Annotated in this window: 19 protein-coding genes and 17 pseudogenes; 21 read left to right on the top strand and 15 right to left on the bottom strand. The window is 60.7% G+C overall.

The features are described from left to right. Positions 1 to 34: 34 nt before the first annotated feature. Positions 35 to 825: pseudogene (locus ACZ89F_RS25705) on the top strand (IS256 family transposase); the annotation flags it as partial. After that, positions 806 to 958 (top strand): annotated as a pseudogene (locus ACZ89F_RS25700) (transposase); the annotation flags it as partial. The pseudogenes ACZ89F_RS25705 and ACZ89F_RS25700, both read left to right, overlap by 20 nt. A gap of 119 nt (positions 959 to 1,077) precedes the next feature. Here the strand turns inward: ACZ89F_RS25700 and ACZ89F_RS25695 are convergent. Beyond that, positions 1,078 to 1,292: pseudogene (locus ACZ89F_RS25695) on the bottom strand (IS91 family transposase); the annotation flags it as partial. On the opposite strand from ACZ89F_RS25695, the pseudogene ACZ89F_RS25690 reads away from it, so the two are divergent. Together ACZ89F_RS25690 and ACZ89F_RS25685 are read left to right on the top strand one after the other, a co-directional pair. Next, positions 1,279 to 1,482: pseudogene (locus tag ACZ89F_RS25690) on the top strand (tyrosine-type recombinase/integrase); the annotation flags it as partial. The pseudogenes ACZ89F_RS25695 and ACZ89F_RS25690 sit on opposite strands and share 14 nt — an antisense overlap. Before the next feature lie 10 nt (positions 1,483 to 1,492). After that, positions 1,493 to 2,692, top strand: coding sequence for an IS91 family transposase (locus tag ACZ89F_RS25685; RefSeq protein ID WP_476097380.1), 1,200 nt, complete (start codon positions 1,493 to 1,495; stop codon positions 2,690 to 2,692). 477 nt (positions 2,693 to 3,169) lie between these two features. Here the strand turns inward: ACZ89F_RS25685 and ACZ89F_RS25680 are convergent, their stop codons facing one another. Beyond that, positions 3,170 to 3,340, bottom strand: a complete 171-nt coding sequence (locus tag ACZ89F_RS25680) for a hypothetical protein (protein WP_476094797.1) — start codon at positions 3,338 to 3,340, stop codon at positions 3,170 to 3,172. A 168-nt stretch (positions 3,341 to 3,508) separates the two neighbouring features. On the opposite strand from ACZ89F_RS25680, the gene ACZ89F_RS25675 reads away from it, so the two are divergent. The 3 genes from ACZ89F_RS25675 to ACZ89F_RS25665 are packed head-to-tail and all read left to right on the top strand — an operon-like array spanning position 3,509 to position 6,677. Next, the gene (locus ACZ89F_RS25675; protein WP_287307087.1) at positions 3,509 to 4,741 is read left to right on the top strand and encodes a site-specific integrase; all 1,233 of its coding nucleotides are present in this window, start codon (positions 3,509 to 3,511) and stop codon (positions 4,739 to 4,741) included. Continuing rightward, positions 4,738 to 5,682, top strand: coding sequence for a tyrosine-type recombinase/integrase (locus ACZ89F_RS25670; protein ID WP_476094796.1), 945 nt, complete (start codon positions 4,738 to 4,740; stop codon positions 5,680 to 5,682). Before ACZ89F_RS25675 ends, ACZ89F_RS25670 begins: the two co-directional genes overlap by 4 nt. Next, complete coding sequence (locus ACZ89F_RS25665; RefSeq protein ID WP_287307091.1) at positions 5,679 to 6,677, top strand: site-specific integrase; 999 nt, start codon at positions 5,679 to 5,681, stop codon at positions 6,675 to 6,677. The genes ACZ89F_RS25670 and ACZ89F_RS25665 overlap by 4 nt, the downstream gene beginning before the upstream one ends. 280 nt (positions 6,678 to 6,957) lie before the next feature. Here ACZ89F_RS25665 and ACZ89F_RS25660 read toward each other — a convergent pair whose 3' ends face one another. The 7 genes and pseudogenes from ACZ89F_RS25660 to ACZ89F_RS25630 all read right to left on the bottom strand — a co-directional run. Then, complete coding sequence (locus ACZ89F_RS25660) at positions 6,958 to 7,188, bottom strand: tyrosine-type recombinase/integrase (RefSeq protein WP_476094794.1); 231 nt, start codon at positions 7,186 to 7,188, stop codon at positions 6,958 to 6,960. A 198-nt stretch (positions 7,189 to 7,386) separates the two neighbouring features. Further along, positions 7,387 to 7,967 (bottom strand): annotated as a pseudogene (locus tag ACZ89F_RS25655) (tyrosine-type recombinase/integrase). A gap of 445 nt (positions 7,968 to 8,412) precedes the next feature. Beyond that, positions 8,413 to 8,838 (bottom strand): tyrosine-type recombinase/integrase, encoded by a 426-nt coding sequence (locus tag ACZ89F_RS25650; protein WP_476094793.1) that lies wholly within the window; start codon positions 8,836 to 8,838, stop codon positions 8,413 to 8,415. Then, the gene (locus ACZ89F_RS25645) at positions 8,786 to 9,340 is read right to left on the bottom strand and encodes a hypothetical protein (RefSeq protein WP_476094791.1); all 555 of its coding nucleotides are present in this window, start codon (positions 9,338 to 9,340) and stop codon (positions 8,786 to 8,788) included. Before ACZ89F_RS25645 ends, ACZ89F_RS25650 begins: the two co-directional genes overlap by 53 nt. A gap of 323 nt (positions 9,341 to 9,663) precedes the next feature. Further along, positions 9,664 to 9,858, bottom strand: a pseudogene (locus tag ACZ89F_RS25640) (transposase zinc-binding domain-containing protein); the annotation flags it as partial. Between the two features lie 12 nt (positions 9,859 to 9,870). After that, positions 9,871 to 10,477, bottom strand: a pseudogene (locus ACZ89F_RS25635) (tyrosine-type recombinase/integrase). Between the two features lie 7 nt (positions 10,478 to 10,484). After that, positions 10,485 to 10,643: pseudogene (locus tag ACZ89F_RS25630) on the bottom strand (IS110 family transposase); the annotation flags it as partial. A 4-nt stretch (positions 10,644 to 10,647) separates the two neighbouring features. On the opposite strand from ACZ89F_RS25630, the pseudogene ACZ89F_RS25625 reads away from it, so the two are divergent. Next, positions 10,648 to 10,809, top strand: a pseudogene (locus ACZ89F_RS25625) (tyrosine-type recombinase/integrase); the annotation flags it as partial. Between the two features lie 192 nt (positions 10,810 to 11,001). Here the strand turns inward: ACZ89F_RS25625 and ACZ89F_RS25620 are convergent. Beyond that, positions 11,002 to 11,582: pseudogene (locus ACZ89F_RS25620) on the bottom strand (transposase); the annotation flags it as partial. 140 nt (positions 11,583 to 11,722) lie between these two features. Between ACZ89F_RS25620 and ACZ89F_RS25615 the strand changes: the two are divergent. From ACZ89F_RS25615 to ACZ89F_RS25580, 8 genes and pseudogenes are all read left to right on the top strand, one after another. Then, a pseudogene (locus ACZ89F_RS25615) lies at positions 11,723 to 12,026 on the top strand (integrase core domain-containing protein); the annotation flags it as partial. Positions 12,027 to 12,622: 596 nt separating this feature from the next. Beyond that, positions 12,623 to 13,336 carry an FkbM family methyltransferase gene (locus tag ACZ89F_RS25610; protein WP_476094789.1) on the top strand — a complete coding sequence of 238 codons (714 nt, stop codon included), beginning with the start codon at positions 12,623 to 12,625 and terminating at the stop codon, positions 13,334 to 13,336. Positions 13,337 to 13,564: 228 nt separating this feature from the next. Then, positions 13,565 to 14,329 (top strand): GntR family transcriptional regulator, encoded by a 765-nt coding sequence (locus tag ACZ89F_RS25605; RefSeq protein ID WP_476094788.1) that lies wholly within the window; start codon positions 13,565 to 13,567, stop codon positions 14,327 to 14,329. After that, positions 14,329 to 15,261 (top strand): ribokinase, encoded by a 933-nt coding sequence (locus tag ACZ89F_RS25600; protein ID WP_476094786.1) that lies wholly within the window; start codon positions 14,329 to 14,331, stop codon positions 15,259 to 15,261. The genes ACZ89F_RS25605 and ACZ89F_RS25600 overlap by 1 nt, the downstream gene beginning before the upstream one ends. After that, a complete protein-coding gene (locus tag ACZ89F_RS25595) occupies positions 15,258 to 16,019 on the top strand; it encodes a 2-phosphosulfolactate phosphatase (protein ID WP_476094784.1) in 762 nt (253 codons plus the stop codon). The genes ACZ89F_RS25600 and ACZ89F_RS25595 overlap by 4 nt, the downstream gene beginning before the upstream one ends. Then, entirely contained in the window at positions 16,009 to 17,097 is a 1,089-nt protein-coding gene (locus ACZ89F_RS25590; protein ID WP_476094782.1) for an NAD(P)-dependent oxidoreductase, read from the top strand. Before ACZ89F_RS25595 ends, ACZ89F_RS25590 begins: the two co-directional genes overlap by 11 nt. Then, positions 17,094 to 18,227, top strand: a complete 1,134-nt coding sequence (locus ACZ89F_RS25585) for a mandelate racemase/muconate lactonizing enzyme family protein (protein ID WP_476094780.1) — start codon at positions 17,094 to 17,096, stop codon at positions 18,225 to 18,227. Before ACZ89F_RS25590 ends, ACZ89F_RS25585 begins: the two co-directional genes overlap by 4 nt. After that, the gene (locus tag ACZ89F_RS25580; protein ID WP_476094778.1) at positions 18,228 to 19,106 is read left to right on the top strand and encodes an SMP-30/gluconolactonase/LRE family protein; all 879 of its coding nucleotides are present in this window, start codon (positions 18,228 to 18,230) and stop codon (positions 19,104 to 19,106) included. It abuts the gene before it with no gap. A 402-nt stretch (positions 19,107 to 19,508) separates the two neighbouring features. Here the strand turns inward: ACZ89F_RS25580 and ACZ89F_RS25575 are convergent. Both ACZ89F_RS25575 and ACZ89F_RS25570 read right to left on the bottom strand, forming a co-directional pair. Next, a pseudogene (locus ACZ89F_RS25575) lies at positions 19,509 to 19,610 on the bottom strand (hypothetical protein); the annotation flags it as partial. Positions 19,611 to 20,053: 443 nt separating this feature from the next. Beyond that, positions 20,054 to 21,082, bottom strand: a complete 1,029-nt coding sequence (locus tag ACZ89F_RS25570) for a hypothetical protein (protein WP_476094777.1) — start codon at positions 21,080 to 21,082, stop codon at positions 20,054 to 20,056. Positions 21,083 to 21,231: 149 nt separating this feature from the next. Here ACZ89F_RS25570 and ACZ89F_RS25565 point away from each other — a divergent pair, with 149 nt between their 5' ends. From ACZ89F_RS25565 to ACZ89F_RS25550, 4 genes and pseudogenes are all read left to right on the top strand, one after another. Next, positions 21,232 to 21,354 carry a hypothetical protein gene (locus tag ACZ89F_RS25565; protein ID WP_476094776.1) on the top strand — a complete coding sequence of 41 codons (123 nt, stop codon included), beginning with the start codon at positions 21,232 to 21,234 and terminating at the stop codon, positions 21,352 to 21,354. A 147-nt stretch (positions 21,355 to 21,501) separates the two neighbouring features. Beyond that, positions 21,502 to 22,563: an ABC transporter ATP-binding protein gene (locus ACZ89F_RS25560; protein WP_476094774.1), complete on the top strand. Its 1,062-nt coding sequence runs from the start codon at positions 21,502 to 21,504 to the stop codon at positions 22,561 to 22,563. 169 nt (positions 22,564 to 22,732) lie between these two features. Beyond that, positions 22,733 to 23,174: pseudogene (locus ACZ89F_RS25555) on the top strand (SDR family oxidoreductase); the annotation flags it as partial. An 11-nt stretch (positions 23,175 to 23,185) separates the two neighbouring features. Beyond that, positions 23,186 to 23,843 (top strand): annotated as a pseudogene (locus tag ACZ89F_RS25550) (ribonuclease activity regulator RraA). A 42-nt stretch (positions 23,844 to 23,885) separates the two neighbouring features. Here ACZ89F_RS25550 and ACZ89F_RS25545 read toward each other — a convergent pair. Next, positions 23,886 to 24,029, bottom strand: a pseudogene (locus tag ACZ89F_RS25545) (DDE-type integrase/transposase/recombinase); the annotation flags it as partial. Positions 24,030 to 24,111: 82 nt separating this feature from the next. Here ACZ89F_RS25545 and ACZ89F_RS25540 point away from each other — a divergent pair. Continuing rightward, positions 24,112 to 24,379: pseudogene (locus ACZ89F_RS25540) on the top strand (DDE-type integrase/transposase/recombinase); the annotation flags it as partial. Positions 24,380 to 24,536: 157 nt separating this feature from the next. Here ACZ89F_RS25540 and ACZ89F_RS25535 read toward each other — a convergent pair. Both ACZ89F_RS25535 and ACZ89F_RS25530 read right to left on the bottom strand, forming a co-directional pair. Further along, a pseudogene (locus ACZ89F_RS25535) lies at positions 24,537 to 24,638 on the bottom strand (DUF3299 domain-containing protein); the annotation flags it as partial. A 126-nt stretch (positions 24,639 to 24,764) separates the two neighbouring features. Continuing rightward, positions 24,765 to 24,911, bottom strand: coding sequence for a transposase (locus tag ACZ89F_RS25530; protein ID WP_476094772.1), 147 nt, complete (start codon positions 24,909 to 24,911; stop codon positions 24,765 to 24,767). Positions 24,912 to 25,363 lie beyond the last annotated feature (452 nt).

Here is a 25,363-nt window from a genome sequence, read left to right as displayed (position 1 = left end):
GTTGCAACACCTGGAACCTGAAACGGAGACGACGATGGCGGACGAGAGAATGGCCCTGATCGAGCTGATTGAAAAGCAGGCCGACAGCGACTTCGTGCCGACATGCCGGCGTTTGCGGCCGATCGCCTCATGAGATGGAGGTGGAAGCGCGCACGGGCCCGGCGAAGGGCGCGCGCTCGCCGCTGCGGGAGGTGCAGCGGAACGGCTATCGCGACCGGGACTGGGACACCCGCGCCGGGCGGATCGCGTTGGAGATCCCGAAGCTGCGCAAGGCAAGCTATTTCCAGAGCTTCCTCGAGCCGCGCCGAACGGCCGAGAAGGCTCTGGTGGCGGTGATTCAGGAAGCATACGTCCATAGGATCTCGACGCACTCGGTCGACGATCTGGTCAAGGCGATGGGCGCGGGCAGCATATTGAAGAGCCAGGTGAGCCGCCTCTGCGCCGACATAGACGAGCGGGTGAACGCCTTCCTGACGCGGCCGCTGGAGGGCGTCTGGCCTACCTCTGGCTGGACGCCGACCTACCTGAAGGTGCGCGAGGGCGGCAGGATCGTCAACCGTACCGTGATGATCGCCGTGGCGGTGAACGATGACGGCAAGCGCGAGGTGCTGGGTGTGGCCACCGGCCCGTCCGAAGCCGAGACGTTCTGGACCGACTTCCTGCGGTCTCTCGCCGATCGCGGTCTGCGCGATGTGCAGCTGGTCATCGCCGACGACCACAAGGGGTCTACGCGCGGCCGCCCGCCGGGTGTTCAACGCCACGCACCAGCGCTGCCGCATTCACTGGATGCGCAAAGCGCTCGCCTATGCGCCGACGAAGCAGCGCGGAGGATACCGAATACAGAAACAGATTGCTAGAGGAGCAGGAGACCGGGGCGAAGACCGCGGATGTCTGCCGCAAGCATGGCATCTCGGCAGCGACCTTCTACATGTTCAAGGCCAAGTTCGGCGGCATGGACGCCGGGCTTTCTCGTCCTCCAGAGCCTTCAGGCGACGGGCGTCGGCGGGACAAGGGTCGGGGTGCCGGCGCGCATGGCGACGGGTACCGTTCCGGGTGATGTCGACGCACCCGGCGTGGTCATGAGGTGTCGTTCCAGAAGGGGCGCGGCGCGTGGCCGCACCGCCAGATGGCGAGCGTGATCATTGGCTCTCCGCAGCATGGGCAGCGATGCGCCACCGCAAGGCGCTCGGCGGCGACAGCGGCGCTTTCGGCTCCGGTTCGAGCTCGTTCTGCTGCGATCCGGCCAGCAGCCTGCGGCACAGGTGGTGCTTGGTTGCGCGATTCGCCTTCGCCGTCCATCTGTTGGAGGCCGGCGCCGACGTGCGCACCATTCAACTGCTGCTCGGTCACCGCAGCCTCGCGACTACCGCCCATTACCTGCGGATCGCCACCAACAAGGTCTGCGCCACGTCGAGCCCCTTCGAGCTCTTACCGCGTCCGGCGCCCATCCTGCCGCCACCCGCCAAACCTCAATACTTCTGAGCTCGCGCCGATAGCCCGCTCGGGGCCGGAAGTGGCGGATATCTTCCGCTACTACGGCGAAGCCTATCGCGAGCAGCATGACGCGTCGCTGTCGACCGCCCAGCGCCGCGTTATGACGGCAATCGAACTGTGCCGGACCGCCGCGCTCGGCGGGCACGTCGAAGCGTGCGATCACTGCGGCCATAGCCGCATTGCGTTCAACAGCTGCCGCGATCGCCATTGCCCGAAGTGCCAGTCGCTGGCCCGCGCGCAATGGCTGGAGGATCGTCGCGCTGAACTTCTCGACACACAGTACTTTCACGTCGTCTTCACGCTGCCCGGCGACATTGCCGCCATCGCCTATCACAACAAGGCGCTCGTCTACGGCCTGCTCTTCCGTGCCGCCGCCGAGACCCTGCGCACCATTGCTGCCGACCCCAAGCACCTGGGTGCCGAGATCGGCTTCTTCGCCGTGCTGCACACCTGGGGCCAGAACCTGCTTCATCATCCGCATCTGCATTGCGTCGTCGCCGGCGGCGGCCTGTCTGCCGACGGTCGTCGGTGGATCGCCTGCAAGCCCGGCTTCTTCTTGCCCGTCCGGGTGCTCTCGCGCCTGTTCCGACGATTGTTCCTGGAACATCTGAAGAAAGCCTTCGACGCTGGCCAGTTGCAGTTTTTCTCTGGCCTGCAGCACCTGAGCGAGCGCGACGCCTTCCGGCGTTATTTGGCGCCGCTACGAAAGGCTGAGTGGGTCGTCTTTGCCAAGCCGCCCTTCGCCGGACCTGCCCAGGTGCTCGACTATGTCGGGCGCTATACGCACCGCGTTGCCATCTCCAACAACCGTCTCATCGACATCGAGGACAACGCCGTTCGTTTCCGCTGGAAGGACTACCGGCACGGCAATCGGCAAAAGGTCATGACCGTCGCGTCCGACGAGTTCATTCGCCGCTTCTTGTTGCACGTCCTGCCCGAGGGCTTCCATCGCATCCGCTACTACGGCTTTCTCGGCAACCGCTACCGCGCGCAAAAGCTCGCCCACTGCCGCGACCTGCTCGGCATGCCGGTTCCCGAGCCGTCGGATGGCTCATCCGAAAGGGACTACCGCGACCGCTACGAGGACCTCACCGGGCATTCCCTCAGGCAATGCCCGGCCTGTCGTCAAGGCCAGATGATCATCGTCGAAATCTTCGACGGCGCCACCGGACCCCCGCCATACTGGGATACATCATGAAAGAACCGCTCCGCTTTCGCCATCACCGCATCGCACGAGCCGTTCGGCGACAACCGAGCCGGTCCCGGGAAGCTGCGCCCGTCACCCTCGGCTGCCTCTGTCGGCAGGGCGCGGCGGCAATTCTCACATGCCGCAACCTATATCCGTGCCGCTTCGGCGCACGCGACCCCTTGCAATCGCACCCTCCGCGACGACATCCCCAAACCACACGACGCCTGTTCATGGGCACCGCCTCGATTGAACGCCCATAGCGGCCACCCGTGCCGGCGGCTTAGTCCAACACGTTTTTAGCTCACCGTCGCGATCGGCCCCTGTGCGCTCTCGCCACCCGCCGTTTTGCGCGACGCCAAGCTAAAAACGCTCTGCATTATGGCCAGATCCAGTAATGGGGAGCTGGCGGCGACTTGATCGCGCTCTAGTGTCCGCCGCCGCCAACCCGGCTCACCATTACGAAGGGCGCTTGAGAGCGCGATCAGCCTATCGGACGGCTGGAACGCGCCGCGCCGCAGATGCGGTGGAACGAGATTCCATGGCGTCGAGCTTCTCTGTCGGATCACCACGCGTGTAGATTTCAGTGGTCGTCAGAGTGGCGTGTCCCAACCACAGCGACACTTTCCGGATGTCCTGCGTTGCCTGCAGGATGATCATCGCGCATGTGTGTCTCCTATATCGATCAAGACATAGCCGGCACTATCTACCCCGCCCGACTATGTCGAGTAGGCAGGATGATGCCCCACGATTCCAAGGGTTTATAGGATAGCATGTAGAGATAGTTTGTAGCCCTTCCAGCAATCCAGCCTGGAGAGGGAGCAAACAATGAAGTATTTCATCAATGATGATTTTGCGTTGTCGCGGTCGCCAGAGGGCCCGGTGGCGAGTTATATCGTTCCGTTTGCCGAATGGCTCGGTGATCGAGGCTACGGTCTTGTTTCCATGAGGAACCAGGTGCTGCTGGCCGCAGGCTTCAGCAAGTGGCTCGGGCAAAAGGGGATTGAGCTAAGCGACATAAGTGGAGACCATCCTGGGCGTTATTTGCTGGATCGAGCGCAGCGGCCAAAGCTTGGAGATACCGCCGCTCTTCGACATCTACTGGCTTTTCTGCGAAGCCAGAACGCAATCGCCGAAGAGATTGAGGCCGACCACAACCCATCGCCGGTAGAACAACATGTGCAGGCATATGAGCGGTATTTGCATCACGCGCGGGCGCTGTCTCGTCAAACGATCATAAATTACCGGCCAGTTGTGCGGGATTTTCTCAACTTCCGCTTCAGTGATGGCGAGGTCTCGCTCGCACAATTGCGTGCCGTCGACGTGACCGATTTCGTACGAAAGAGGGTTTCGCGCCTCAACATGCGACGCGCGAAGATCATGACCACCGCACTGCGGTCGTTTCTCTCCTATGTGCGTTATCGTGGGGACATCACGTCAGACTTGGCAGCAGCGGTTCCGATCGTGGCCAATTGGTCACTGTCGTCCATTCCTCGTGCGATTGGCCGCGATGAGGTCACCCATTTGCTCGCCAGCATCGATCGGCAAACGCCTATCGGATGCCGCGATTATGCGATGATCCTCGCATTGGCGCGGTTGGGATTGCGGTCGAGCGAGGTGGTGACGCTCGAACTCGATGATATCGATTGGGTAGCCGGAGAGATCCATGTGGTTGGCAAGAACGGGCAGCGCAACGATCTTCCGTTGCCGGCGGATGTTGGCGAGGCGATTGCCGACTACTTGCAGAAGTCGCGTCCACGCAATGCCAGTCGTCGCGTCTTTTTGCGCGACAAGGCCCCGATCCGGGGTTTCACCGGCCAGTGTGGACTCGGTTCCGTCATCCGACGCTCACTCAAAAGGGCCGGGATCGACGCTCCCACAAAGGGAACGCACCAGTTCCGACATGGGCTTGCCTCAGAGATGTTGCGTGGCGGCGCCTCGCTCGGTGAGATCGGTGAAGTTCTGGGCCACCGTCATGTTCAGACAACGGCGATTTACGCCAAGGTCAACCTTAGCGCGTTGCGAACATTGGCGTTGCCGTGGCCGGGAGAAGCCCAATGAGCACACTCCGACAGGCTGTTCAGGACTACATCGAGATGCGGCGAGGGCTGGGGTTCAAGCTGCGAGAGACCGAAAGGGGATTGATCGATTTCGTCACCTTCCTGGAGGCTAATGCCACGCCATATGTCACGACGGAACTGGCCCTTGCCTGGGCTCAGCGACCATCCCATGCGCAGCCTTCGCATTGGGCGACACGGCTGGGCTACGTCCGCGTATTTGCCCGTCATCGGGCTGCCGCTGATCCGCGGACCCAGGTTCCTCCAGATGGTTTGCTGCCCTTTCGCCCGAAGCGGGCACGGCCGTATCTCTACTCCAAGGAAGATATCCAGCGCCTCCTGTCCGCGGCGCTTGAGATGCCGTGCCGATATACCCGCTGTAAGCTCAGGCCATGGACATATTATTGCCTGTTCGGATTGCTGAGCGTTTCCGGCCTGCGCCTCGGCGAAGCCCGCAACCTCAAGCTCTCGGACATCGATTTCGATGCCGAGGTGCTGACGATCCGCGGCACGAAGTTCGGCAAATCCCGTCTTGTGCCGATGCACGCATCAACCAGCACAGTGCTCCAGGATTATCTCAAACGCCGCCGACAGCATTGTGCAGCCCAGGCGGCGTCTCCTTATTTGTTCACGTCCCAGTTGGGCAACCGCCTTGATGTGGGAGACATTCATCGAACATTCTATGCTCTGTCTCGCCAGATCGGCCTGCGAGGCGCAACCGACAGCTACGGCCCGCGCCTGCATGACATGCGGCATGTGTTCGCGACGAACACGCTGGTGCGTTGGTACGAAGCCGAGCAGGATCCCGAGCGGCTGCTGCCCATTTTGTCCACCTATCTCGGTCATGTCCACGTGGCCGACACCCAATGGTACCTCACCGGTTCGCCCGAGCTGATGAAAGAGGCAATGCGCCACCTTGAGTGCCGCTGGGAGGATCGGACATGATCAAGCATGCCAGCCTGGCGCCGCTTTTGGAGCGCTTTTTCACCCAACGCCTGATGCAACAGCGGCAGGCAAGCCCTCATACGATCAGTTCCTATCGTGATACATTTCGGCAGTTGCTGAAGTTCGCGGAACGAACATTGCATAAGCCGCCGTCTCGCCTGAACTTCGCGGAAGTCGATGCGCCGTTGATCGTTGCCTTCCTTGATGACCTGGAGAACCATCAGGGTATCAGCGTCCGCAGCCGCAACTTGCGCCTCACGGCAATTCATTCTTTCTTTCGCTACGCGGCATTCGAGGTACCCGAGCATTCCGCCCAAATCCAACGCGTGCTTGCAATCCCCAGTAAGCGCTTCACTCGAACCCTCGTTAATTTCCTGACCCGCCCAGAGGTCGATGCCTTGCTGGCCGCACCGGATCGATCGACCTGGTCCGGGCGACGCGATCATGCGTTCCTGCTGGTCGCCGTGCAGACCGGATTGCGGCTATCGGAGATCACGGGTCTCAAGCGCGACGATCTGTTCTTCGGCACGGGCGCCCACCTGCGCGTCATTGGCAAAGGGCGCAAGGAACGCTGCACCCCGTTCGCCAAGTCTACGACCGCAGTCTTGAGAAGCTGGCTGAAAGAGCCTCAGCGCGGAGAAGAGAGTATCCTGTTTCCCAGCGCCAGAGGTGAGCGGCTGAGCGTTCATGGCGTTCAGTATATGCTGAACAAACACCGCCAGACCGCTTCTGCCATTTGCGCGTCGCTGAATCGAAAGCGCGTCACTGTTCATCGTTTGAGGCACACGATGGCCATGGACCTCCTGCAGGCGGGCGTCGATCGCGCCGTCATCGCTCTGTGGCTCGGCCATGAATCGGTCGAGACCACACAGATCTATCTCGAGGCGACGTTGGCGATGAAGGAGGCGGCGTTGGCAAAGACGTCCGAATATTCCGGCAAATCATCCCGCTTCCGGCCCGGCGACAATTTGTTGGGCTTCTTGAACAGCCTGTAGATTGAGCTGACTATGTCGGGTGGCCCGTGCGTTTCTGCAGGAAATATCTCTATTCTTCAGACACTTACTGTTGCGGTCAAAGCTACTCGACATAGTCGGGCGGGGTAGATAGTGCCTGAGCACGTGAGGTGAGATGCGTTTCTTGTTGAGGCCGGGCTGCGCTCGAGCGGCGGTCGCTGCATGCTGTTGGAGCAGATAGGCGAAGCCCCATCCGGCTCAGCGGCTCTCCCCGGGCGTTGACGAACACCTCGGGTGCTGCAACCCGCCCGCGAACGGCGAGTCAGGCGCGCAGGGCTGCGGCCGTGGTCTTCCACACGGGAAGTGTCCGTTCCCGCCGTCCCTTGCCCAGGACACGAATGCTCGCCGACGACAGGTCGATGTCCTCGAGCTTCAACCCCGTCAGCTCGGACACGCGCAGACCCGCACAAACCGCCAGATGCAGCATGGCCCGCTCGCGGATGCCATCGCGCGTGGAAGCGGAAGAAGGACTTGATGGCCGCCAGCCGGACATGCGGGTCACCGGCGCGTTTTTGCGCTGATCCTCGAGATACTCCAGGAAGGCGCTGATGAGGCCGGCGTCGAGTTCCTCCAGCGTCAGCGCCGATGGCGAGACCTTCAGCCGCTTGCAGCGAACATGAAGAGCAACTGGAAGCTCAGGGCATAGGAGTCGCGCGTATGCCGACTGACGCCCCGCTGGCGGGCGAGTGTCTCATTGAGGAACGCTTCGATGAGGGGAGCAATCGGCGTCACGATTGCCTCCCTTCGGTAATGACCCTTCACCGGCCGCGGCGACGTCGCGCATGAGGTCGGCGGTGGCCTCCAGGTACCAGTAGGTCGCATAGATGTTGATGTGACCCATGTAGGTCGCAAACGCCGCCATATGCACGCCGCTTCGGCTTCGATCCGCCGGACTGCCTTGCAGCGCGCGCACCGCAAACGTGTGCCGCAGATCGTGCAGACGCGGGCGGCGCTTCGCCGCCGGTACGACACCTGCCCTGCCGACCAGCCTGTCGAAGGTCTCTTTGACAGCAATGTAGCGCAGCGGCAGACCACGCGCGACAACGAACACCGGATCAGTCTCGGAACAGGCCCGGCGACGCTCCAGATAGCCTTCAAGCCCACTACTGCCGTATCATGCAGCGGCACCAGGCGGGTTTTCCGGAACTTGGTCTCGCGGATCAGGAGACCGTCGCGCGTCACGTCGGCGACCGTCAACTTCAGCGCTTCGGAGATCCTCAATCCGGTGACTGAGAGCAGTGCGATTAATGTCGCGTAGTTCCGTGAACGCAAGCTGCCTTTGGGTCGAAGCCGAAGAGCGGCCTCGATGAGGTGATCGATCTCCGCTGCTGAGTAGATATGCGGCGGGCGCCGCGTCTTGCGGGCGGCAGCTCATGCCGGGCGTCTTCAACCCTCACATGACGCACAAAGCGGCAGAGGGCTTTCAGTCGAGCATCGCATTGCGCGACAGACGGTCCCCGCGCCGCCCAATCGATTGCGGTTTGCGTGTGGACATGCGTTTGCCCGCGCTCGGTCACAAAGGCGGCAAAGCTCCTGAGCAGATATTCCGCATTCAGCATTGCGAATCCCGTGGCACGGCGGAGCGCCAGATAAGTCTCGATGGCCTTCAACATCAGAGAACCTCCGGCCAGGGCTGCGCGATTTGCTTCAGGAGCGTGACATCGACCTTGGCGTAACGGGCGTCGTGTCGATGCTTCGGTGCCGCAGGACCAACTTCTCAAGCGGAACGCCATGGCGCAGCATCTCGGTCGCCGCCGTGTGTCGCAGGACGTGCGCCTCCTGGCGCCACGATGCCGGCCCGCTGCATGAGGCGTTTCACCAGCGACGAGATGCCGTCACCGTTCCGGAACGGTCGAAACGGCGCGATATTGCGGAGGAACACATGATCGCTCGGGCAGGTCGAAGGGCGACACGCGAGGTGGTCGGCGATCGCATCCCCGACATCTTGCGGAAGCGGCAGACGCACCTCGTAGCGCGACTTGCCCGAGACCCGCAGCGAGCCCGTCTCCAACTCGATGTCGTCAAGGCGGAGTTGCGCCACGTCGCCGGCCCGCAGTCCGAGGCGCACCAAGAGCAGGACGATCGCGCGATCACGCCGGCGCGCAACGACTTCGCCATCGCATGCCGCGATCAGCCGGTTCACCTGCTCCGCCGCCAGATATCGCGGCAAGCGGCAAGCCGCCATAGCCAGGAACGACATCGGCGAGACCTGCTCGGCAGCGGCCTTCGACGGCAAGATACCGCAAGAACGCACGCAGGCTGGTCGTCAACTTCTCGACGGTTCCATTGCCGCAATGGCTCGCGCGACCCAGGAAAAAGCTGCGAATAGCGGCTGGTTCCCACCTTTCTGGATCGTCCCCGAGTGCCGCCATCAATTGGGCGGCGTCGCGGGCGTAGAGCTTGATGGTGGGATCGGACGCCCCGCGGTGCTTGCGCAGCCACACTTTGAAGTGAGCCACCAGGCACGGCTCGGCACGCCGCAATGCGGCAGCGGCGGACTGGCAAACGCCGATTTCGACAAGGTGCTGGCGAAAGAGCCTGGCGCCGAAAATGGTGTGGTGGTTGCGACGCCCTCCCATGGCGCGCGGACATCGACAAGTACGCAAGTGCTCGCTGAACACCGCCAGATCAATGTCGCTGGGCATTGCCCCTTGCCGAGCCACGACATGGCCGAGGTGCGCTGCCGCCCGCAAATATGCGCGGCCGTGCCAGCACTATAGCCCTGCCGCTCGAGCGCAGCTGCGAAATCGTCAAGGTATGGTCCGCTTGGCCCGATCCGCAGATGCCCAAGCAGCTTCGATGCCGAGAAGTAAGTCTCCAACATGTTCGTCTCCGTTTGTGACCGGCCATCGGTGGCCGAGTCGACGGAGGCGCAGGACCGCTCCGTTATGGAGACAAAGAGCGCTACAATTCACCGAAAATATCGATACCGACATCCCGGCTCCCCATTACTGGATTTGCCCATAAGGCAGGAATTGTAGGCCACGCGGATCGCCCCGCAGGACCGGCAGCCCTCCACATGGCCGCCCAGTTCGGCGGTCCGGCACAGTTCGATGGCGCTCATCGTGCGGCGCTCGACGCGTCCGAGATGGCCGTCATGAGCCTGCCGATACGCCTCGCCATGGCGGCGGAAGATATCCGCCACCTCCAGTCTCGCCGACATGGGCGGAAACGATCAGCCCGGCGGCACGACTTCGATGTTCAGCCGGTCAAGCGGGCTTGTCGTGCGCCGGATAAGGCGGTTCGAAACCTTGGTGTAGCGCGCGGTCGAGGACAGATTATTGTGGCCAAGCAGCACCTGGATGATGCGGATGTCGGTGCCGTTCTCCAGCAAATGCGTGGCGAAGCTGTGCCTGAGCGTGTGGACCGTCACGCGCTTGTCGATGCCGGCGGCCGCACGCGCCGAGCGGCAGGCCGAGTACAATACCTCGAAGGCCGCGGCATAGGCCGTCGTCAGGGCGGTGCGCGTCTTCAGGCTCGGCACCGCCTCGAGAAAGCGGACAACCTCGTCGGTGCTGAGAACCACCGGCAGCGTGCGTGGAGCGCGGGCATAGGCGATCCGCTCAGGGATCTCCGCATGACCCAACGTCACGCCCTAAAAGAACCGCAGTGCGCACACCGTCTGGTTTAGCGCTGGCCACGAGATTCCGGTCGAGATCAGGTACACCTGGAAGGCGCGACGTCCTCCAGGTCAAGCCGGTCCGGGGATCGGCCAAAGTAGCGGGAGAACTTCGCCACTGCGTGCACGTAGGATTGTTGCGTGCCGGCGACAGATTGCGGATCGCAAGGGATGCCGTATTCGAGGCAGAAAGCCCGCATCTGGTTGATCAAGCGAGTCCTGGAGCCGATCATTTGGTCTTGGATCCGATGCAGCGCTTGAAGATCGACCTGATCAGTTTCCTTCACGGCGATGAAGCGCTGAACGTCGATGGGTCGATTTGCAGACTGTCTACTGAAGGTCGGCGACATCGACAGCGGACGCGGCGCGATCCGGGTCGAGCACGGCAAGGGCGGCAAGGACCGCACGGTGATCCTATCGGCGCAGCTTCTGCGCATCCTGCGGGTCTACTGGCGGCTGGCAAAGCCGCAGGGCTGGCTGTTTCCGGGCCGGGATGTCGTCATGTCCTCGATCATGCGCCGGCGAAGCGGGCTCATCTCGGCCATCTTATTGCTCCTGTTCTCAAGATTGCGCTTCAACAGCAGCAATCCTTCAAAACCGAAGCTTCATCCGCAAACCGACCCGCCAAATGCCGCGTCAGCGGCTTCGTCCGATCCCCTTTCGATTCAGACTCAATTCATCCCGCTCTAGATCACGGGCTGTGCGGAACTGCCGCCCGTTGCCGATAGCGGCGAGCAACGCAGTCGCACCTAATGCGCCGATACCAGGGATTGTCATCAGTCGGCGTGCGACGTCCTCTCGATCGTCTATCGCTTTGATCTCCTTCGTCACTTGGCGTATACGCTCTTCAAGGCGAGAGAGATCGGCGTTTAAATCGCCCAGCAGCCGGCGCATTGTCGGCGCCAAATCGTTCTCCTCGTCGTTCAAAGCATACGGCAGGTCAAGCTTGAACAATCCAGCGCCTTGGCGCGCATTGTCGGCCGCGTCGTAGCCTCCGCGATCGGCCTCAGCGTCGATGATGTCGTTCCTGTTCGACTTCACGTAGGGCTTCACGAATTGCGCGTGGATCAAGCGCACCGTGTGACAAGTGCCTGCATTCCTTCCGGGCGAGCCACTGTGAACCTGCGGAGGATTCCATGCCGACTATGCTCGGATCTGCGCGTGTAGAGAACTGCAGAAGGGGTGTCTCGCCGAAAGCGAGCTTTCTGAACAGGCGTGCCGTCGCAGCTCAGGCCAACGACGTGGAAGATGTTCTTGCCAATATCGATTCCCTAGACAGCCGCGGGTCGCGGCAAATTGCGATGCGCCATGCTACTTCCCTCCATTGATCTGACCTCCGCATGATGAGCGAGGAGGACAGGGCGGACATCCCATTATTGGTGGCGCCCGATGCGAAGCGGAACGCGGGGTCGCCGACACCTCGCTGTCTGGGCCGCTCGTGGTGCGCGAGCTGGACGCCGTCATCCGCTGGCGGCCGACCGGACACGATCGTCTCCGACAACGGCACGGAGCTGACCTCGATGGCGATCCTGCCATGGTGCCAGCAGACTGGCGTCGAATGGCACTACATCGCACCCGGAAAGCCCATGCAAAATGCCCGGACGCTTCAGGGACGAATGCCTCAATGACCCGCTGTTCTCGACATTCGCCGAGGCCCGCAGCGCCATCAACTCATGAAGGAGGATTACAACCATTACCGACCACACTCGGCCCGGCGACATGACACCGGCCGAGTTCGCACTGAAATCCACAATGGAAAAACAGACTGCCTAAGGCCAGAAATGAAACCCAAAACTCTCCCTCAAACCGGAGGAGATTAGGGTCTCAGGTCACGCCGCATCGCCGCATCCGGTCACTGCTTGGCTTCAAATCACCAAATCACCAGCCTCAGCCGCGAAATCTTAAACGGCATCGAGATGGTCCACATGATGGGCAAGCGACAGGCGAAATACGCCTTCAGTCCGAATCCGTCCCTGGTGTAGCAGTTCGAAATTCTTGCCGCATAATTGGCCTCGGATCCTCGGATCAGGCTTCTTTGCACTCCCATTCAGCCGTTTGAACATTGCAAAAGAAGCACTGAACACTGAACCACTACGGCAAGTCGCCAGACGTTGGTGGCGCCGAAGTAGCGAACCCGACAAAAGTGTCGCGGTCATTCCAGCGGGCGCGCGTGGCTCACTCTTGCTAAGTAAGGAGCACCGCATCCCGCACGTGGCACGGCGATTGCTGGAATGATCAGCAAGAGCCGCTGCGACAAACCGGTCGTAGCGGTCCGTCCCACATCGCAGGTTACATCGGAGTGCGAGCTATGCTGTCCCAGTTTGAAAACCAGTCCATAAACCAAGAGGTCACAAGGCTCAATCTGCCGAACTCTCGGATCAAGCACTTTGCGCCGGCTAGTTACGCACAAGCCGGAGAAGACGTTATTGTCGAGGGAATCTTGGCTGCAAAACTCTGCAAGAGCCAAAGATCTTGGGCCAGTGTGTTCTATGTCGAGATCGGCGCTAATCACCCCATTTCTACCTCAAGTACCTTTCTTATGTACCAAAGAGGCGCACGAGGTGTTCTGGTTGAACCCAATCCGCAATTGGAAGCGCTGATCCGCACTGCGCGCCCGGAAGACATTCTCGTGCGATCCGTTGTCTTGCCCGCTCCGCAAGCGTCTGCCACGCTCTTCATCGGAAACGCCCATGAGCTTTCCTCAGTGGATCAGGCACATGTTGAAAGTTTCGGCGACTTCAACGGTATAGGAGGTATCCGAGAACATATCGAGGTCAGCGCGATCGGCATCAATGAACTATTGACCCCATATGCCAATGAGGTCGATTTCTTATCGATTGATTGCGAAGGACTGGATCACGATCTCATTAAGGCCATTGACTACGAACGCATCAGACCTGCAGTCGTCCAATGCGAGCCAAGTGAGGGCAACAGGGCTCAGATCATCCATCTGATGGAATGCAGATCATATCGCCTTGCTGCAATGACTGACATCAACGTCATCTTCGAGCGATTGACCTAATGCAGCGGCCCAAATCGAAGACTGTCATCGAACATACACCATGCCCTGCCATTGCGTACGGCCCTCATCAGGCGCCGCGCGGCAAATCAGGATGGAAGTCATGCGACGGCCTCCTGACTTCCGAAACCCTGAACTAGGCCTTTCCTTGCAAAAATGCAATAACCGAATATTGCCACCCACCCAAGCCGTGTGATAGCAATGACTCGGCTTGAGGAGGCCGCATGGTTCATGCCCCGTAGAACTCCACTTCATATTCAGCTCGCCGATATCATTCGGTCTCAGGTCGAAAGCGGCGTCTTCGATGCTGGCGATCAACTCCCCACTGAGATGGAGTTGATGAAGCAGCACGAGCTCAGCAGCAGCACTGTGCGCCAGGCGGTGCTCGCCCTTGTCGGTGAAGGCTTGCTATATCGACGCGCTGGCAAAGGGACGTTTGTTGCGAAACGTCACATCGGCCGGGACCTGCTTACTCTTTCAGGATTTTCGGAAGAAGCCGTAGCGCGCGGATTCCGGCCCGGTACTCGGCATGTGACGGTCGACTGGCGTTCCGCTGACGCCGTGGTTGCAGCCGCACTTAACGTGCCGACCGCTGAGAGCGTCTTGACCATCGAACGCGTGCGAACGATCGACGACGAGGTCGTAGCGGTTGAGACAGTTTCGTTCATCGCGGCGATCGGGCGCCAGATGGAAAAGCTCGACCTTGACGACACCTCTCTCACCGCGGTCATCGAGCGGCAGCTTGGTGTGGCTCTTGCGCGAGCGAGGCAGGAGATAAGGGCCGGCACCGCGCGTGCCAGACTGGCAAAAGCACTCGACGTGCCGAGCGGCACTGCGGTGCTGCAAATCGACCGTACCGCCTTCGACACGGCCGATCGCGCTATTTACTTTTCGTCCTCGTCCTACCGAGCCGATCGCTACATTTACACCGGCTGGATCGAGCGCAAGTGCGCCTCGATCGCTCAACCACGCCAATTGATCGGCCGGAGGAGATGATGTCCACCTGCGAAGTTTATGTCGTCGGCTCATACGGAGTTGCGTTTTGGATTGTAGGCGACGTGCCAGCGCCGGGCGAAACCCTGCTGGGGTCGGGGTTTGCCTTCGGAAATGGCGGCAAGGGCTCTAATCAGGCTATCGGAGCTGCGCGACTCGGTGCCAGATGCAAACTGCTGGCGGGCGTTGGCGCCGACAAATTCGGTGACGAGGCACTGCAACTCTGGCGCGCCGAAGGCGTCGACTGCTCGGCGGTGGTGAAGACGGCCGAAACACCCACGATGGCCGGGATCATCATTCTCGACGCCGCAGGCGAGAACCGCATCATCACCGATCCCGGCGCCAACGCGCGGCTCACGGCGACCGATGTCGAAACGTTCGCCGCCTCTTGGAGGAGCCCGGCCATCCTACTCACGCAGCTCGAAATTCCAGTCGAGACGGCGGCCCGCGCGCTTGCCATCGGCAAGGCGCGGGGCCTGACGACTATCCTTAATCCCGCACCTGGCTGCGCCCTCCCGAAGGAGATCCTTGCTGACGTTGACATCCTCACGCCGAACCAGTCAGAAGCGCGCATCCTGCTGGGGCTCGACGCGGACGACAGGCAGGCCGACGCCGATTTGGCGGCAAGATTGCGCGGCCTCGGTGTGGGGCACGTCGTCATGACGCTGGGAACGGATGGTGCCTTGATTGCCGGCCCCGACGGACTGACCAAGATCGCGAGCTACCCAGTCGACGTCGTCGACACTACCGGGGCCGGAGACGCATTCAACGGGGCACTCGCTGCAGGGCTGGCGCGTGGATTGACCCTCGCTGACGCCGTTCGCCGCGGCACCGCCGCGGGCGCCCTCGCAGTCACGAGAAAGCTTGTGGTTCCGGCATTGCCCGATGAGAGACAGATTGCAGAGTTGATGAAAAACCGAACCGCTTGCGCATGAAGATTAAGGTTGCTTTCCTTCCCACCCGTCCACTGGCTATTGTCGGAGACGTGTGCATTATCGTGGATGTGATCCGCGCCACGACAGCTCTCGTCGGACTTTTCGACGCTGGCAGCAAACGTGTGTTTGTCGGCGGATTTCGCTCGGATGTCGCCAAAGCGCGCGCCGCCGTGGGCGAGAATGGCGTTATCTGCGCGGAGCAGGATGATGGATCCCCACCCATTGGATTCGATCATGAGCCCTCGCCGTCCCTCCTGTCCCGACTAGATCTGTTGGGCCGCTCTGCGATGCTGGCAACGGCCAATGGCACGCCAGCCATTCTCGCGGCAGAAGGTGCGGCTTTGGTGCTGATTGGTTCGCTGCGAAACCTGGATGCGGTTGCCCGGCGCGCGCTCGCGGAGGCGTCATCGCGCAATGCAGACATCACGATCATCTGCTCGGGCCAACTGCGCAACTCACGTATCGCGATTGAAGATAGCTATTGCGCCGGAATGATCGTTTCACAGTTTTGTGAATTTGCGAAGGATGGCGCTGTTGAACTCGACGACTCTGCGTCGCTGGCTCGCGGCTTCACAACCTCACAAAATAATGCCGTGAAGGTGTTGCTGAGCTCGATGACCGGGCGCCGCTTCATTGTCAATGGTCGGCAGCACGACGTGGAGTTCTGTGCGCGCATCAACGAATCGACGATCGTTCCTGTCGTGACCGCGCAATACGAAAATAACGATCACCCGGTTTATCTCCTAGATGCCCAGTAGCACAGCCGCCATCAGATTGGTCAGTGGCCGACCTCGCGTCCTGGCCACAGCAGACCTCAGCCCTGAGGGTATTGCCTCGCTCCGCGAAATGAGTGAGCTCAAGTTGCTCGGCTGGGCAGCCGGCGAGTGGTTCGGCAATCGCAAGCAGCTAATGGACGCAATAGTTAGTGCGGAAGTGGTGATAGCGGGATACGAGTGTTTCGATGAGGAACTGCTGGCTGCCGCACCTCACCTTCGCGCCATCCTGTCAGTGCGCTCGGCCCCGCAAGCGAACATCGATGTGGCGGCCGCCACGGCGCGGGGGATCGCCGTCTTGCACACTGTCGGGCGAACGGATCACGGGGTTGCAGAGTTCACGGTTGCTCTCGCGCTGGGGCTTACTCGACACCTTATCCCTGCCGCTGCATGGATTAGGTCCCGCTCCCCTGACTTCGACGTCGGGGAGAACTTTTATCGTGGCACGGTGTGGGGGCGCGGCGCGGGCTCTCCCCAACTCGCATTCACGGGCATCGAGCTGCATGGTCGCACACTTGGTATCGTCGGCTTTGGGGCAATCGGTCGTGTCGTCGCCGAGAAGTTTTCCGGCTTTGGCATGAGTATCATCGCCCATGATCCTTACGTCGATACCGCCGAGTTGAAAACCCTCGGGGTCGAACCGGTCTCCCTCGACGAACTTCTGGCACGCTCGGCGATCGTGACGTTGCACGCGCGGCTCAGCACGCAAACGCGCGGCATGATCGGTGCAGATAAGCTCGATCGGATGGGGCGCGGCGCATATATCATCAACACCGGTCGGGCAGGACTCATCGACACTGGCGCGCTACTACGAGCCTTGGATCGCGAACAGATCGCTGGTGCCGCGCTTGACGTTTTTGACACGGAGCCGCCTTCGGCGAGGGATCCGCTTGTTATTCATCCGCGCGTCCTTGCGACGCCTCACATCGCCGCGTGGACCGAGGAAATGCGCGTACGTCACACCCGCAGCATTGTGCAAAATCTGCAACGGGTCTTGGCCGGCAAACCCGGCAATCTGTCGAACCCCGAGGTTCTCACGATGGCGGGGAGGACCGTGCCTTGAAGATCATCGATGTCGCCTCGCGTCTCTATCACATACCGCCGACAGTCTCCTGGGAGGACGCCACACACCGCGTCGCGAACCTCGAATTCATCATCACCCGGGTCACCACAGACGCCGGAATCGTTGGCGAGGGCTTTGCCTACACGACAGGGATCGGCGGAAGCGCCGTCCTCGCCCTGATCGATGATTATTGCCGAACGATGCTTGTCGGACAAGATCCGCGACAGATCGAACGGCTTTGGTCGTTTCTCCACGGCCAATTGCATCGCAGCGGCACCGGCGGCATCAACACCCTCGCATTGGGCGCGATCGACATCGCGCTATGGGATATCGCGGCCAAGTGGTACGACGTTCCATTATTCCGTCTGCTCGGCGCGCGGCGTGACAGCATCCCCACCTATGGCAGTGGCATAGACCTCTTCCTCGACAGCGACGCTCTACTCAACCAGGTCGATGGATTCCTGGCAGCGGGCCACAAGGCGGTGAAAATCAAGATCGGTCGAGACAACGCCGAAGAAGATCTCGATCGTATCGTAGCCGTGAAGAAACTGATCGGTCCCACGCGACGACTGTTCGTCGATGCCAATCAGCGCTGGAATGTGGCCGACTGCATGATCCGCCTGCAGAAGCTCGCAGCGTTCGATCTTGGCTGGATCGAAGAGCCTCTCCATGCCGAGGATATTCGCGGGCACGCCGACCTCCGCGGCTTCGTAGCGCTGCCCATTGCGGTCGGCGAGAGTCTATATACGCGGCATCAGTTTGCCGATTATCTCCAGGCCGACGCCGTCGACGTCGTCCAAGCGGACGTGTGCCGCGTCGGAGGTATCAGCGAGTGGCTGAAGATCGCCAATCTGTCAGCGTCCTTCCACCGCACCATGGCGCCCCACTACATGTCCGAACTGTCCGTCGCGGTGATGTGTGCGATCGACAACGCGGACATCCTCGAATGCGTGCACGGCGGAAGCTTCTCCGAGATGGGCGTGCTTCAGACGGCGCTTCGCCTCGAGAACGGAGTGGCCTTACCATTTGAGGCACCCGGACATGGGGTGGTGTTCGAACACGAAAAGCTCGAACCCTTCGCTGTCGATCCTGCCGAACTGCGGAAGCGGAATCTGCAGAGTGCAAAGTGAATGCGGCTTCATCACGCGTACACGGCGTTCGATTGCCGCAACCTGCTGGGCGAAGGATGCAACTGGAGCGCATCGGACCAGAGCCTATGGTGGACTGATATTGAAGCAAAGTGCGTGTTCCGCTGGGACGACAACGGGAGGGTTGCAGCAGTGCGGCAACTTCCCAATCGTGCTGCGTTCGTCTTTCCACGCGCGCGTGGCGGCTTCTTGCTTGGCTTTCCTAAGTCTATTGTTATCACGGACCCGACCTTCACCCACTTCTCACAAGTGGCCGAGATCGAGCCGTGTCTTGCGCAAACCCGTGTCAACGACGCCGCGATCGATCCCTACGGCGGGATCGTCTTGGGCACATACAATGAACGCAGCCGTGAGCCAGTCGGAAGCGTCTATCGCGTCGCTCCCGATGGCGAGGTCGTCACGCTCTTCGGTGGCGTAGCGGCGGCCAACGGACTGGCTTTTTCGCCCGACGGCCGGATCATGTACTTCACCGACACAACGGAAGGCACCATCCGGCGTTTCGCCCTGGCTCCGCAATTTTCGGATCTTGCCGAGATAGGCCCGCTGGCAGGCCCCAACATCGCCCCGGGATCGCCTGATGGCGCCACCGTGGACATTGAAGGGGGCTACTGGAGCGCCAGGCTACGAGGCGGCTGTGTCGTTCGTATCGATCGAAACGGTCACCTAACAGATCGCGTGGATATGCCGAGTATGGCCCCGACCTGTGTGGCACTTGGCGGCGAAGATCTGAGAGCACTGTTCATAACCTCACGGCGAACCAGGCAATCGTCTGATGAACTTCTTCGATTTCCCGAGTCCGGCAACCTCTTCCGCGTTGAGGTCGGTCAGGCTGGCCGACCGCCCTTCAGTTGCAGAATCTAGCTCTGGGTGCAGTCGAGTGTTCGACTGCCGCGAAAGACCCCAAGGACGCGGTTTGTGTCCGTGCACAGATTTATTCGCGTGGGACCTCAATGCGCCATCCTTTATGATACCTCCGGTTCGGCCGCCGCAGGCGGAATGAAACCGGGCATCGTGGCGGTAAACGGAGGGACAGTGTGTGACATCGATCTTCGCGGCTCTCGACAAGATGCCGTAGCGCTCTTCGTCTGAAAGCACGACCTCGCATCCTCTGAACGCCGCCTCCCTCGCCGACTGATTTTCCGCGAAGGCGTTCAGCCCCGCTCGGCAGAGGGGGCTCGGCGCATTCAGCATCTCTGCGTGATTAATGCATTCGTGAAGTGCAAAGCACCCGCGCGCCTTCAACTAAACGTTGGCCGGCAGGCGTCAGCCCCACGCCCTGGTAGTACGTCGCAGATAGAAATGCCCAAGCTTCGTTCCCAACTGCGCCACACGCCGAGAGATCGTCGATTGCGGGATATCGAGCTTCGAGGCCGCCTGTCAAAGCTGCCTTTGTTCCACGACCGCCAAGACGTAGCGAACCTTTCGAAGATCTAGCGACGGACCCGCCAATTTCCTCCCTTAGTACGCGACCTCGAACTGCTCGTGATTGAGCTGGAGTTTGACTTAGCGGTTCTCCATTGGCGCCGGAAGCCACCGCAGAGCCATAGCTTGAACGAAGGAGGCGCCCGTCGCGACGGCACCTCGCATCTCGAGACGTGGGCCGGAGGGCGGGCGGGCAACTGGGGGCGCTGCACCAGCTTCCTGTCTGCGCCGCAACGCAGCCAGGATAACACGTTGATAGCGCCGACTCGTTCGCTTCGCGGCAACGGCGAGGGCCGCCGCTACTGCGCCAGAAACCCGACCACTCATTCGCGAGAACGGCGGAAAGGCTTCTAATTGGAAGTGGCAACCACTGGTTCGGCTTACGGCTAACGAATATTCCCCAGCAACGTCGCCATGGCAACAGTCATGGCGCTAGCATAGCTATCGGTATCCTTCACCTCGAACAGGAAACGATTGGAGTCCGCACCGGCGTTCGTCCACGTCGTCACCCCATTCCGATCGCACTTAATGTCGACGGGGCGGAAGCCAAAAATGGCATCGTCTGCGTTGGACCCCGCAATAATCTTGCCCGCCTTGTCCACGGCTTGGGACACCATGTGGAAAAAGCCGGCGGTGCACCACATGTCGCGATGGGCACGGAGGGTCAAGTAGCTCGATGCATCGCCCCGCGGCGCCAGCAGCGGCTGTAGGTAGCGCGCATCCGTTCGTGCCTCGAGGGAATAGGTGAAGTAGCTTTGCAGGACGGGCGACAACTTTGTCAGAACGTCGCTCTGCTTGAAACGGTAGAAAGTACCGTACTGCTCGACCTTTCTCTCCGTGTAATCCCTCAGGGTCTCGAAGCATGGCATCCAATGAATCGGGCACGGGATGTCGAACGTGGCGGCGTAAGCGGCCGCATTGAGCTCAACATTGTACTCTGTCCCTCCCTGCTTCGCGACATCGGGATGGCCCGTGCCTGCGTTGAGGTAGATCCCGGCACATTTGTTACGGAAAAGATCCGGATCAAGCTTGGCCGCAATGGCGAGGTCGCGGCAGGAGCCCACGATGCTGATGTAGGCCGGCCCTTCGCTGTCGCGGAGATAGTCGAGGAGGAACTCCGCACCGGCGCGGTCGCGTCTGGGAAGGGCAGCAAGCGACGCCCGGTCATGGGTATAGGGAACGGAGGAGCCGACCGCCATGTGGGTTGGCAACCCCGTGAGGTAGCTTAGCTGCGCAATGCCGGTGACGTCCGGACTGACGCCTGGCGGATCATCGGGCGGGAAGTCGACCAGTACGCCGCCGAGCTCGAGTTGGCCCGATGCGGCAAGAGCATAAACGCAAGCGAGGTCCCAGTGATCGTCCGGATCGATATGGGGACGAAAGAGGTCGGTCTGGTGAAGCAATCTTATGGTCATGCGAATCCTCGTGATTATCTTCGCCGCCATCGCGATGGAGTCGGTAAAGAAGCAGGTGCACGCTAAATCATTTATTGCAACAATGCAATATCCGAATATTGCTAGCCAACACGCCGTGTGATAGCAATGACTCGGCTTGAGGAGGCCGCATGGTTCAGCCCAATAGAACTCGACGTCATATTCAGATCGCCGATGACGTCGGCAAAGCGATGGTGCGCGAAGCACGTGCCGAACACGTGTTCCGCTATGAGCATGTTTTCCACGCGGCGTAGCCGTGCTCTCTTCAGGTGCAATTGAGGTGAACCCGCTAATCACACGCACGTTCGAATTCGAAGACAGTGTTGAGATGAAATCGCCGCATCTGCCCAAGGGCTGAAGACAAGATGCAGACCGCTTTGCCACAGTAGAGGAGATGCCAGTTGGCTCAGGTCACCGTTAGGAACATCGTCAAGCGCTACGGAAGCGTCCAGGTCATCCATGGTGTGAATGTCGATATCGCCGATGGCGAGTTCGTCATCCTAGTCGGCCCATCGGGGTGTGGCAAATCCACCCTGTTACGCATGATCGCCGGTCTCGAAGCGATATCCGGCGGTGAGATCCGCATCGGCGGCCGGGTGGTGAACGATGTTCTGCCAAAAGACCGCGACATAGCGATGGTGTTCCAGAACTATGCGCTCTATCCGCACAAGAACGTCGCCGACAACATGGGCTTCTCGCTCAAAATGAAGGGCAGGCCGAAAGCGGAGATCGATGCCAAGGTGAACGAGGCGGCTGAAATTCTCGATCTGGGCAAGCTGCTGGACCGGTTCCCGAAACAGCTTTCGGGCGGACAGCGCCAGCGTGTGGCTATGGGACGCGCCATTGTGCGCGACCCGCAAGTCTTTCTGTTCGATGAGCCTTTATCGAATCTCGACGCCAAACTTCGTGTTGCAATGCGTGTCGAAATCAAGGAACTGCATCAACGCCTCGGCACTACGACTGTCTATGTTACCCATGATCAGATCGAAGCGATGACCATGGCCGACAAGATCGTGGTGATGCGGGACGGCAAGGTGGAACAGGTCGGCGCACCACTCGATCTTTACGACAATCCGGGGAACGTCTTCGTCGCCGGCTTCATCGGCTCGCCGGCGATGAACTTCATCAAGGGCAAGGTCGATTCGAAGGACGGCAGGCAGATATTTGTGTCGGATACCGGATCTGTGCTGCCGGCTGACGGGGCGAGGGCGCAGGGCGGCCAGCCGGTCATTTACGGCATACGTCCCGAACATATCGACATCGCGCCCGACGGTTTGTCGGCAACGGTTTCGGTGCTGGAGCCGACCGGCTCCGAGACACAGATATTCGCCAAACTTGGCGATGATCCTATCGACGCTATCGTCAAGGATCGACTTACGGTCCGACCTGGTGAAGAAGTAAGACTGAAGATCGATCCGCGCCGGGCTCACATTTTTGACAGGCAAAGCGGCGCACGCCTATGACCCTTCGCTATTCTGATTGCGCCGATCATCTGCAGGTAAAACGCACCGGTGAACTGACCTCATGACTTCGCAAGAGTTTTCCGGATAATCGGTGCTGGTCGCCGGCGCCGGCAAGGATATTGGTCGTGTGGTCGCGCTGATGCCCTCGGCGTGGCTGAAGCATTTCGAGGTTCTGGTGCTTTCGGTGATCTCCCTCACCGACGCCGTCCTGCCCAGCATGCGCAAGCGCGGGGGCGTGTAGTCACCTCTACCTCTTCGGGAGTCGTGGCGCCGATCGCCAATTTAGGCTTGTCGAATGCACTTAGACTGCCGCTTGTGGCTGGTCGAAGACGCTGGCCAGCGAGGTGGGCCTGGACGGAGTTACCTCCAACATCGTGATACCGGGACGGATAGCTACACAGCGCATAAAGGCCCTCGATGAACAGAAGGCAAAGCGCGAAAGACGCGATGTGGAAAGCGTCAGTAGCGAAAGCAAGGCCTCGATACCGCTTGGGCGTTACGGCGACCCTGAAGAATACGCCGATGTTGTCGCCTTCCTGGCCAGTCGGCGCGCATCTTACATCACCGGCAGCGTCGTCCGTGTAGACGGCGGCCTCATCCCGAGCATTTGATGGAGACTTACATGGCACTCAGCGATCAGGACATCGAAGCCCTCAAAGGCATATCAACAGCAACAATCACAACCATCCTGCTCAAAAAGGTCTCAGGAACATCTGGGTTCGAGGCGCGAAACCCCTGTTGCCCGGCCAGCCGCGGATCGCCGGTCCCGCCTTTACATTACGCTTCGTGCCGGCGCGCGAGGATCTCGCCATCCCAGCGTCCTGGGCTTCTCCAATATCGAGCGCGGGCGGCGATTGAGGACATGCCGCCTGGATGCGTCGTAGTCGTGGATGCTATGGGCGTGACCGATGCTGGGATCCTCGGCGACATACTGTGTGCGCGCAAGGTCAAACGTGGCGTCGCGGCATTGGCGACCGATGGCGTAATGCGCGACGTCGATGGTGTCCTCGGCACTAGGCTGCCCGTGTGGTGTAATGGCTACGCTGCGCCGCCTTCGGTGGCAGGACTGACCTTCGTGGCCTGGCAGCAGCCGGTGAGCTGCGGAGGCGTGGCGATCTTTCCTGATGACCATGATCGTCGTCGATCAGGACGGAGCGGTCATAGTTCCCATAGACATGGTCGAAACCCTGCTTACTGAGGGGCCTGAGCAGGAACAAATGGAAGCCTGGATCATGAGCGAGGTGAAAAAGGCGTCGCTGCAGCGCTACAAAAATTCGTGAAGCGCCGCTTTCCAATCAAGGCCACTCTCAAGTCACGTGTTGTCGCTTGGCGGAGAAGATCGACACGAAATGCTGCAATGACGACCGACCGGAAACCCTGTCGCGTTCGTTCCCGTTTTTGGAACGGCAGGTGAGAATTTCCGCCCGGTTGTTCAAGCCTTTATGCGAACGGTGTTCCACGTTCGGGCGTTATCAACTTAACTCGCGTTCAGGGACTTGCAGCATAGACCGATGTCATGAACACCGCGACCGTCAGCTACAATCGCCATCGTTGCGCTCCTATGGAGCAGCCAGGCGACAGGTGATGCCGGACGTCGAGCATTGGTCGCACAAGGGATTTGAACAACCGGCCGGAGAATGCATATGTGCCGCTGCGAAAACGGGAGCGGATGATGCAAGGTTTCCGATCACCAGGAGCACTGCAACGCTTCGTTTTGATCTTGTCGGCTCTGCGCAATCTCTTGGTCCCGCCCCGCTCAAAACGCTCCGCTTTCGCTACACATATTCACCGACTGCAGGCCATGGCGCAATCCTGAGCCTGCAGAGCGAGGCCTTGCATCCCGCGACGCATATCGGTCCGGCTGACCGCCAACCAAATCCGCACCTGGCTCGGAACCGGGATCATGAACGCCCAGCGCCTTCGCCATCGCCGCCGCCAGTGTCGGCGGCGCGGTCAGCGGAATCCGCAGCTGCCCTGTAGGGGCGGGCGGGCGTGACGAGGACGATCTGATTGGGCGGCGGCGTCGGCATGTGGCTGCACGCACCTGTCCACGGCACCAGCAGGAACTGATAGACCTTGCCGGCGACTTCCAGCTCGATCACCGCTGGTGATGCCGCCGACACCGAAGCGGCGACAGGCTCATTCGGACCAAGACAACTTCGGCAAAGCCCGTCGCGCGCGCTCTCACCGTGCGGCGCCACTTATAGGCTGGTCGCGACATCGTACTGACGCGCTACCGCCGCCACTGTTGCCCCGGGCGCGAATGCCGCGGCCAGTATCCGGCACTGATCCTCTTGACTCCAACGACGACGACGCTCAGGCCCGGTCAATATCGTCACATGGCTCATGCTGTGCTGCTAACTACGCTCGTAAGGACGACCATAAGAGCGCAGCCTCGCTATCGTGCCATGCTCGCGCAGGACGGCCCTCGCCGGAGGCGTACGGCGCAATGGAAAGCCGTGGCCGTGGTCAGCCGGCCGCTCAACGCGTTTATATGCAGACAACGGGACATCGCCCCCGGATCGCATGCTTGCGGTGATATTGGGGTGACTGCGACGAACTCATCCAGAATCCGTTGCTTGTTGGCCCGGCAACTCGATCGATATTGGTCGCCAATCGCATCGACCAATTCCGACCGTGTCGCCATGCTAACCCCGCCTCGCCATTCATCCCCGAACCAGGATGACAACGACGGCTTCATCCCCTCGGGACGGGGACCTTATCGGTAACAATCAACGCGAGGCAATGCGCCCCCTCAATGCCTCGCTTCGCTTTTTACGGGCCTAGGGATTTGTGGCTT

This window comes from Mesorhizobium sp. USDA 3734, assembly GCF_056279665.1.
This window is presented reverse-complemented; position numbering and strand designations above follow the sequence as displayed.

What these genes read in the sequence shown, in the direction of transcription:
- ACZ89F_RS25680 (WP_476094797.1), bottom strand. Translation starts at nt 3,340, where the DNA reads ATGATCATCCTGCAGGCAACGCAGGACATCCGGAAAGTGTCGCTGTGG.
- ACZ89F_RS25675 (WP_287307087.1), top strand. Translation starts at nt 3,509, where the DNA reads ATGAAGTATTTCATCAATGATGATTTTGCGTTGTCGCGGTCGCCAGAG.
- ACZ89F_RS25670 (WP_476094796.1), top strand. Translation starts at nt 4,738, where the DNA reads ATGAGCACACTCCGACAGGCTGTTCAGGACTACATCGAGATGCGGCGA.
- ACZ89F_RS25665 (WP_287307091.1), top strand. Translation starts at nt 5,679, where the DNA reads ATGATCAAGCATGCCAGCCTGGCGCCGCTTTTGGAGCGCTTTTTCACC.
- ACZ89F_RS25660 (WP_476094794.1), bottom strand. Translation starts at nt 7,188, where the DNA reads ATGTCCGGCTGGCGGCCATCAAGTCCTTCTTCCGCTTCCACGCGCGAT.
- ACZ89F_RS25645 (WP_476094791.1), bottom strand. Translation starts at nt 9,340, where the DNA reads ATGCCCAGCGACATTGATCTGGCGGTGTTCAGCGAGCACTTGCGTACT.
- ACZ89F_RS25610 (WP_476094789.1), top strand. Translation starts at nt 12,623, where the DNA reads ATGCTGTCCCAGTTTGAAAACCAGTCCATAAACCAAGAGGTCACAAGG.
- ACZ89F_RS25605 (WP_476094788.1), top strand. Translation starts at nt 13,565, where the DNA reads ATGCCCCGTAGAACTCCACTTCATATTCAGCTCGCCGATATCATTCGG.
- ACZ89F_RS25600 (WP_476094786.1), top strand. Translation starts at nt 14,329, where the DNA reads ATGTCCACCTGCGAAGTTTATGTCGTCGGCTCATACGGAGTTGCGTTT.
- ACZ89F_RS25595 (WP_476094784.1), top strand. Translation starts at nt 15,258, where the DNA reads ATGAAGATTAAGGTTGCTTTCCTTCCCACCCGTCCACTGGCTATTGTC.
- ACZ89F_RS25590 (WP_476094782.1), top strand. Translation starts at nt 16,009, where the DNA reads ATGCCCAGTAGCACAGCCGCCATCAGATTGGTCAGTGGCCGACCTCGC.
- ACZ89F_RS25580 (WP_476094778.1), top strand. Translation starts at nt 18,228, where the DNA reads ATGCGGCTTCATCACGCGTACACGGCGTTCGATTGCCGCAACCTGCTG.
- ACZ89F_RS25570 (WP_476094777.1), bottom strand. Translation starts at nt 21,082, where the DNA reads ATGACCATAAGATTGCTTCACCAGACCGACCTCTTTCGTCCCCATATC.
- ACZ89F_RS25565 (WP_476094776.1), top strand. Translation starts at nt 21,232, where the DNA reads ATGGTTCAGCCCAATAGAACTCGACGTCATATTCAGATCGCCGATGAC.
- ACZ89F_RS25530 (WP_476094772.1), bottom strand. Translation starts at nt 24,911, where the DNA reads ATGAGCCATGTGACGATATTGACCGGGCCTGAGCGTCGTCGTCGTTGG.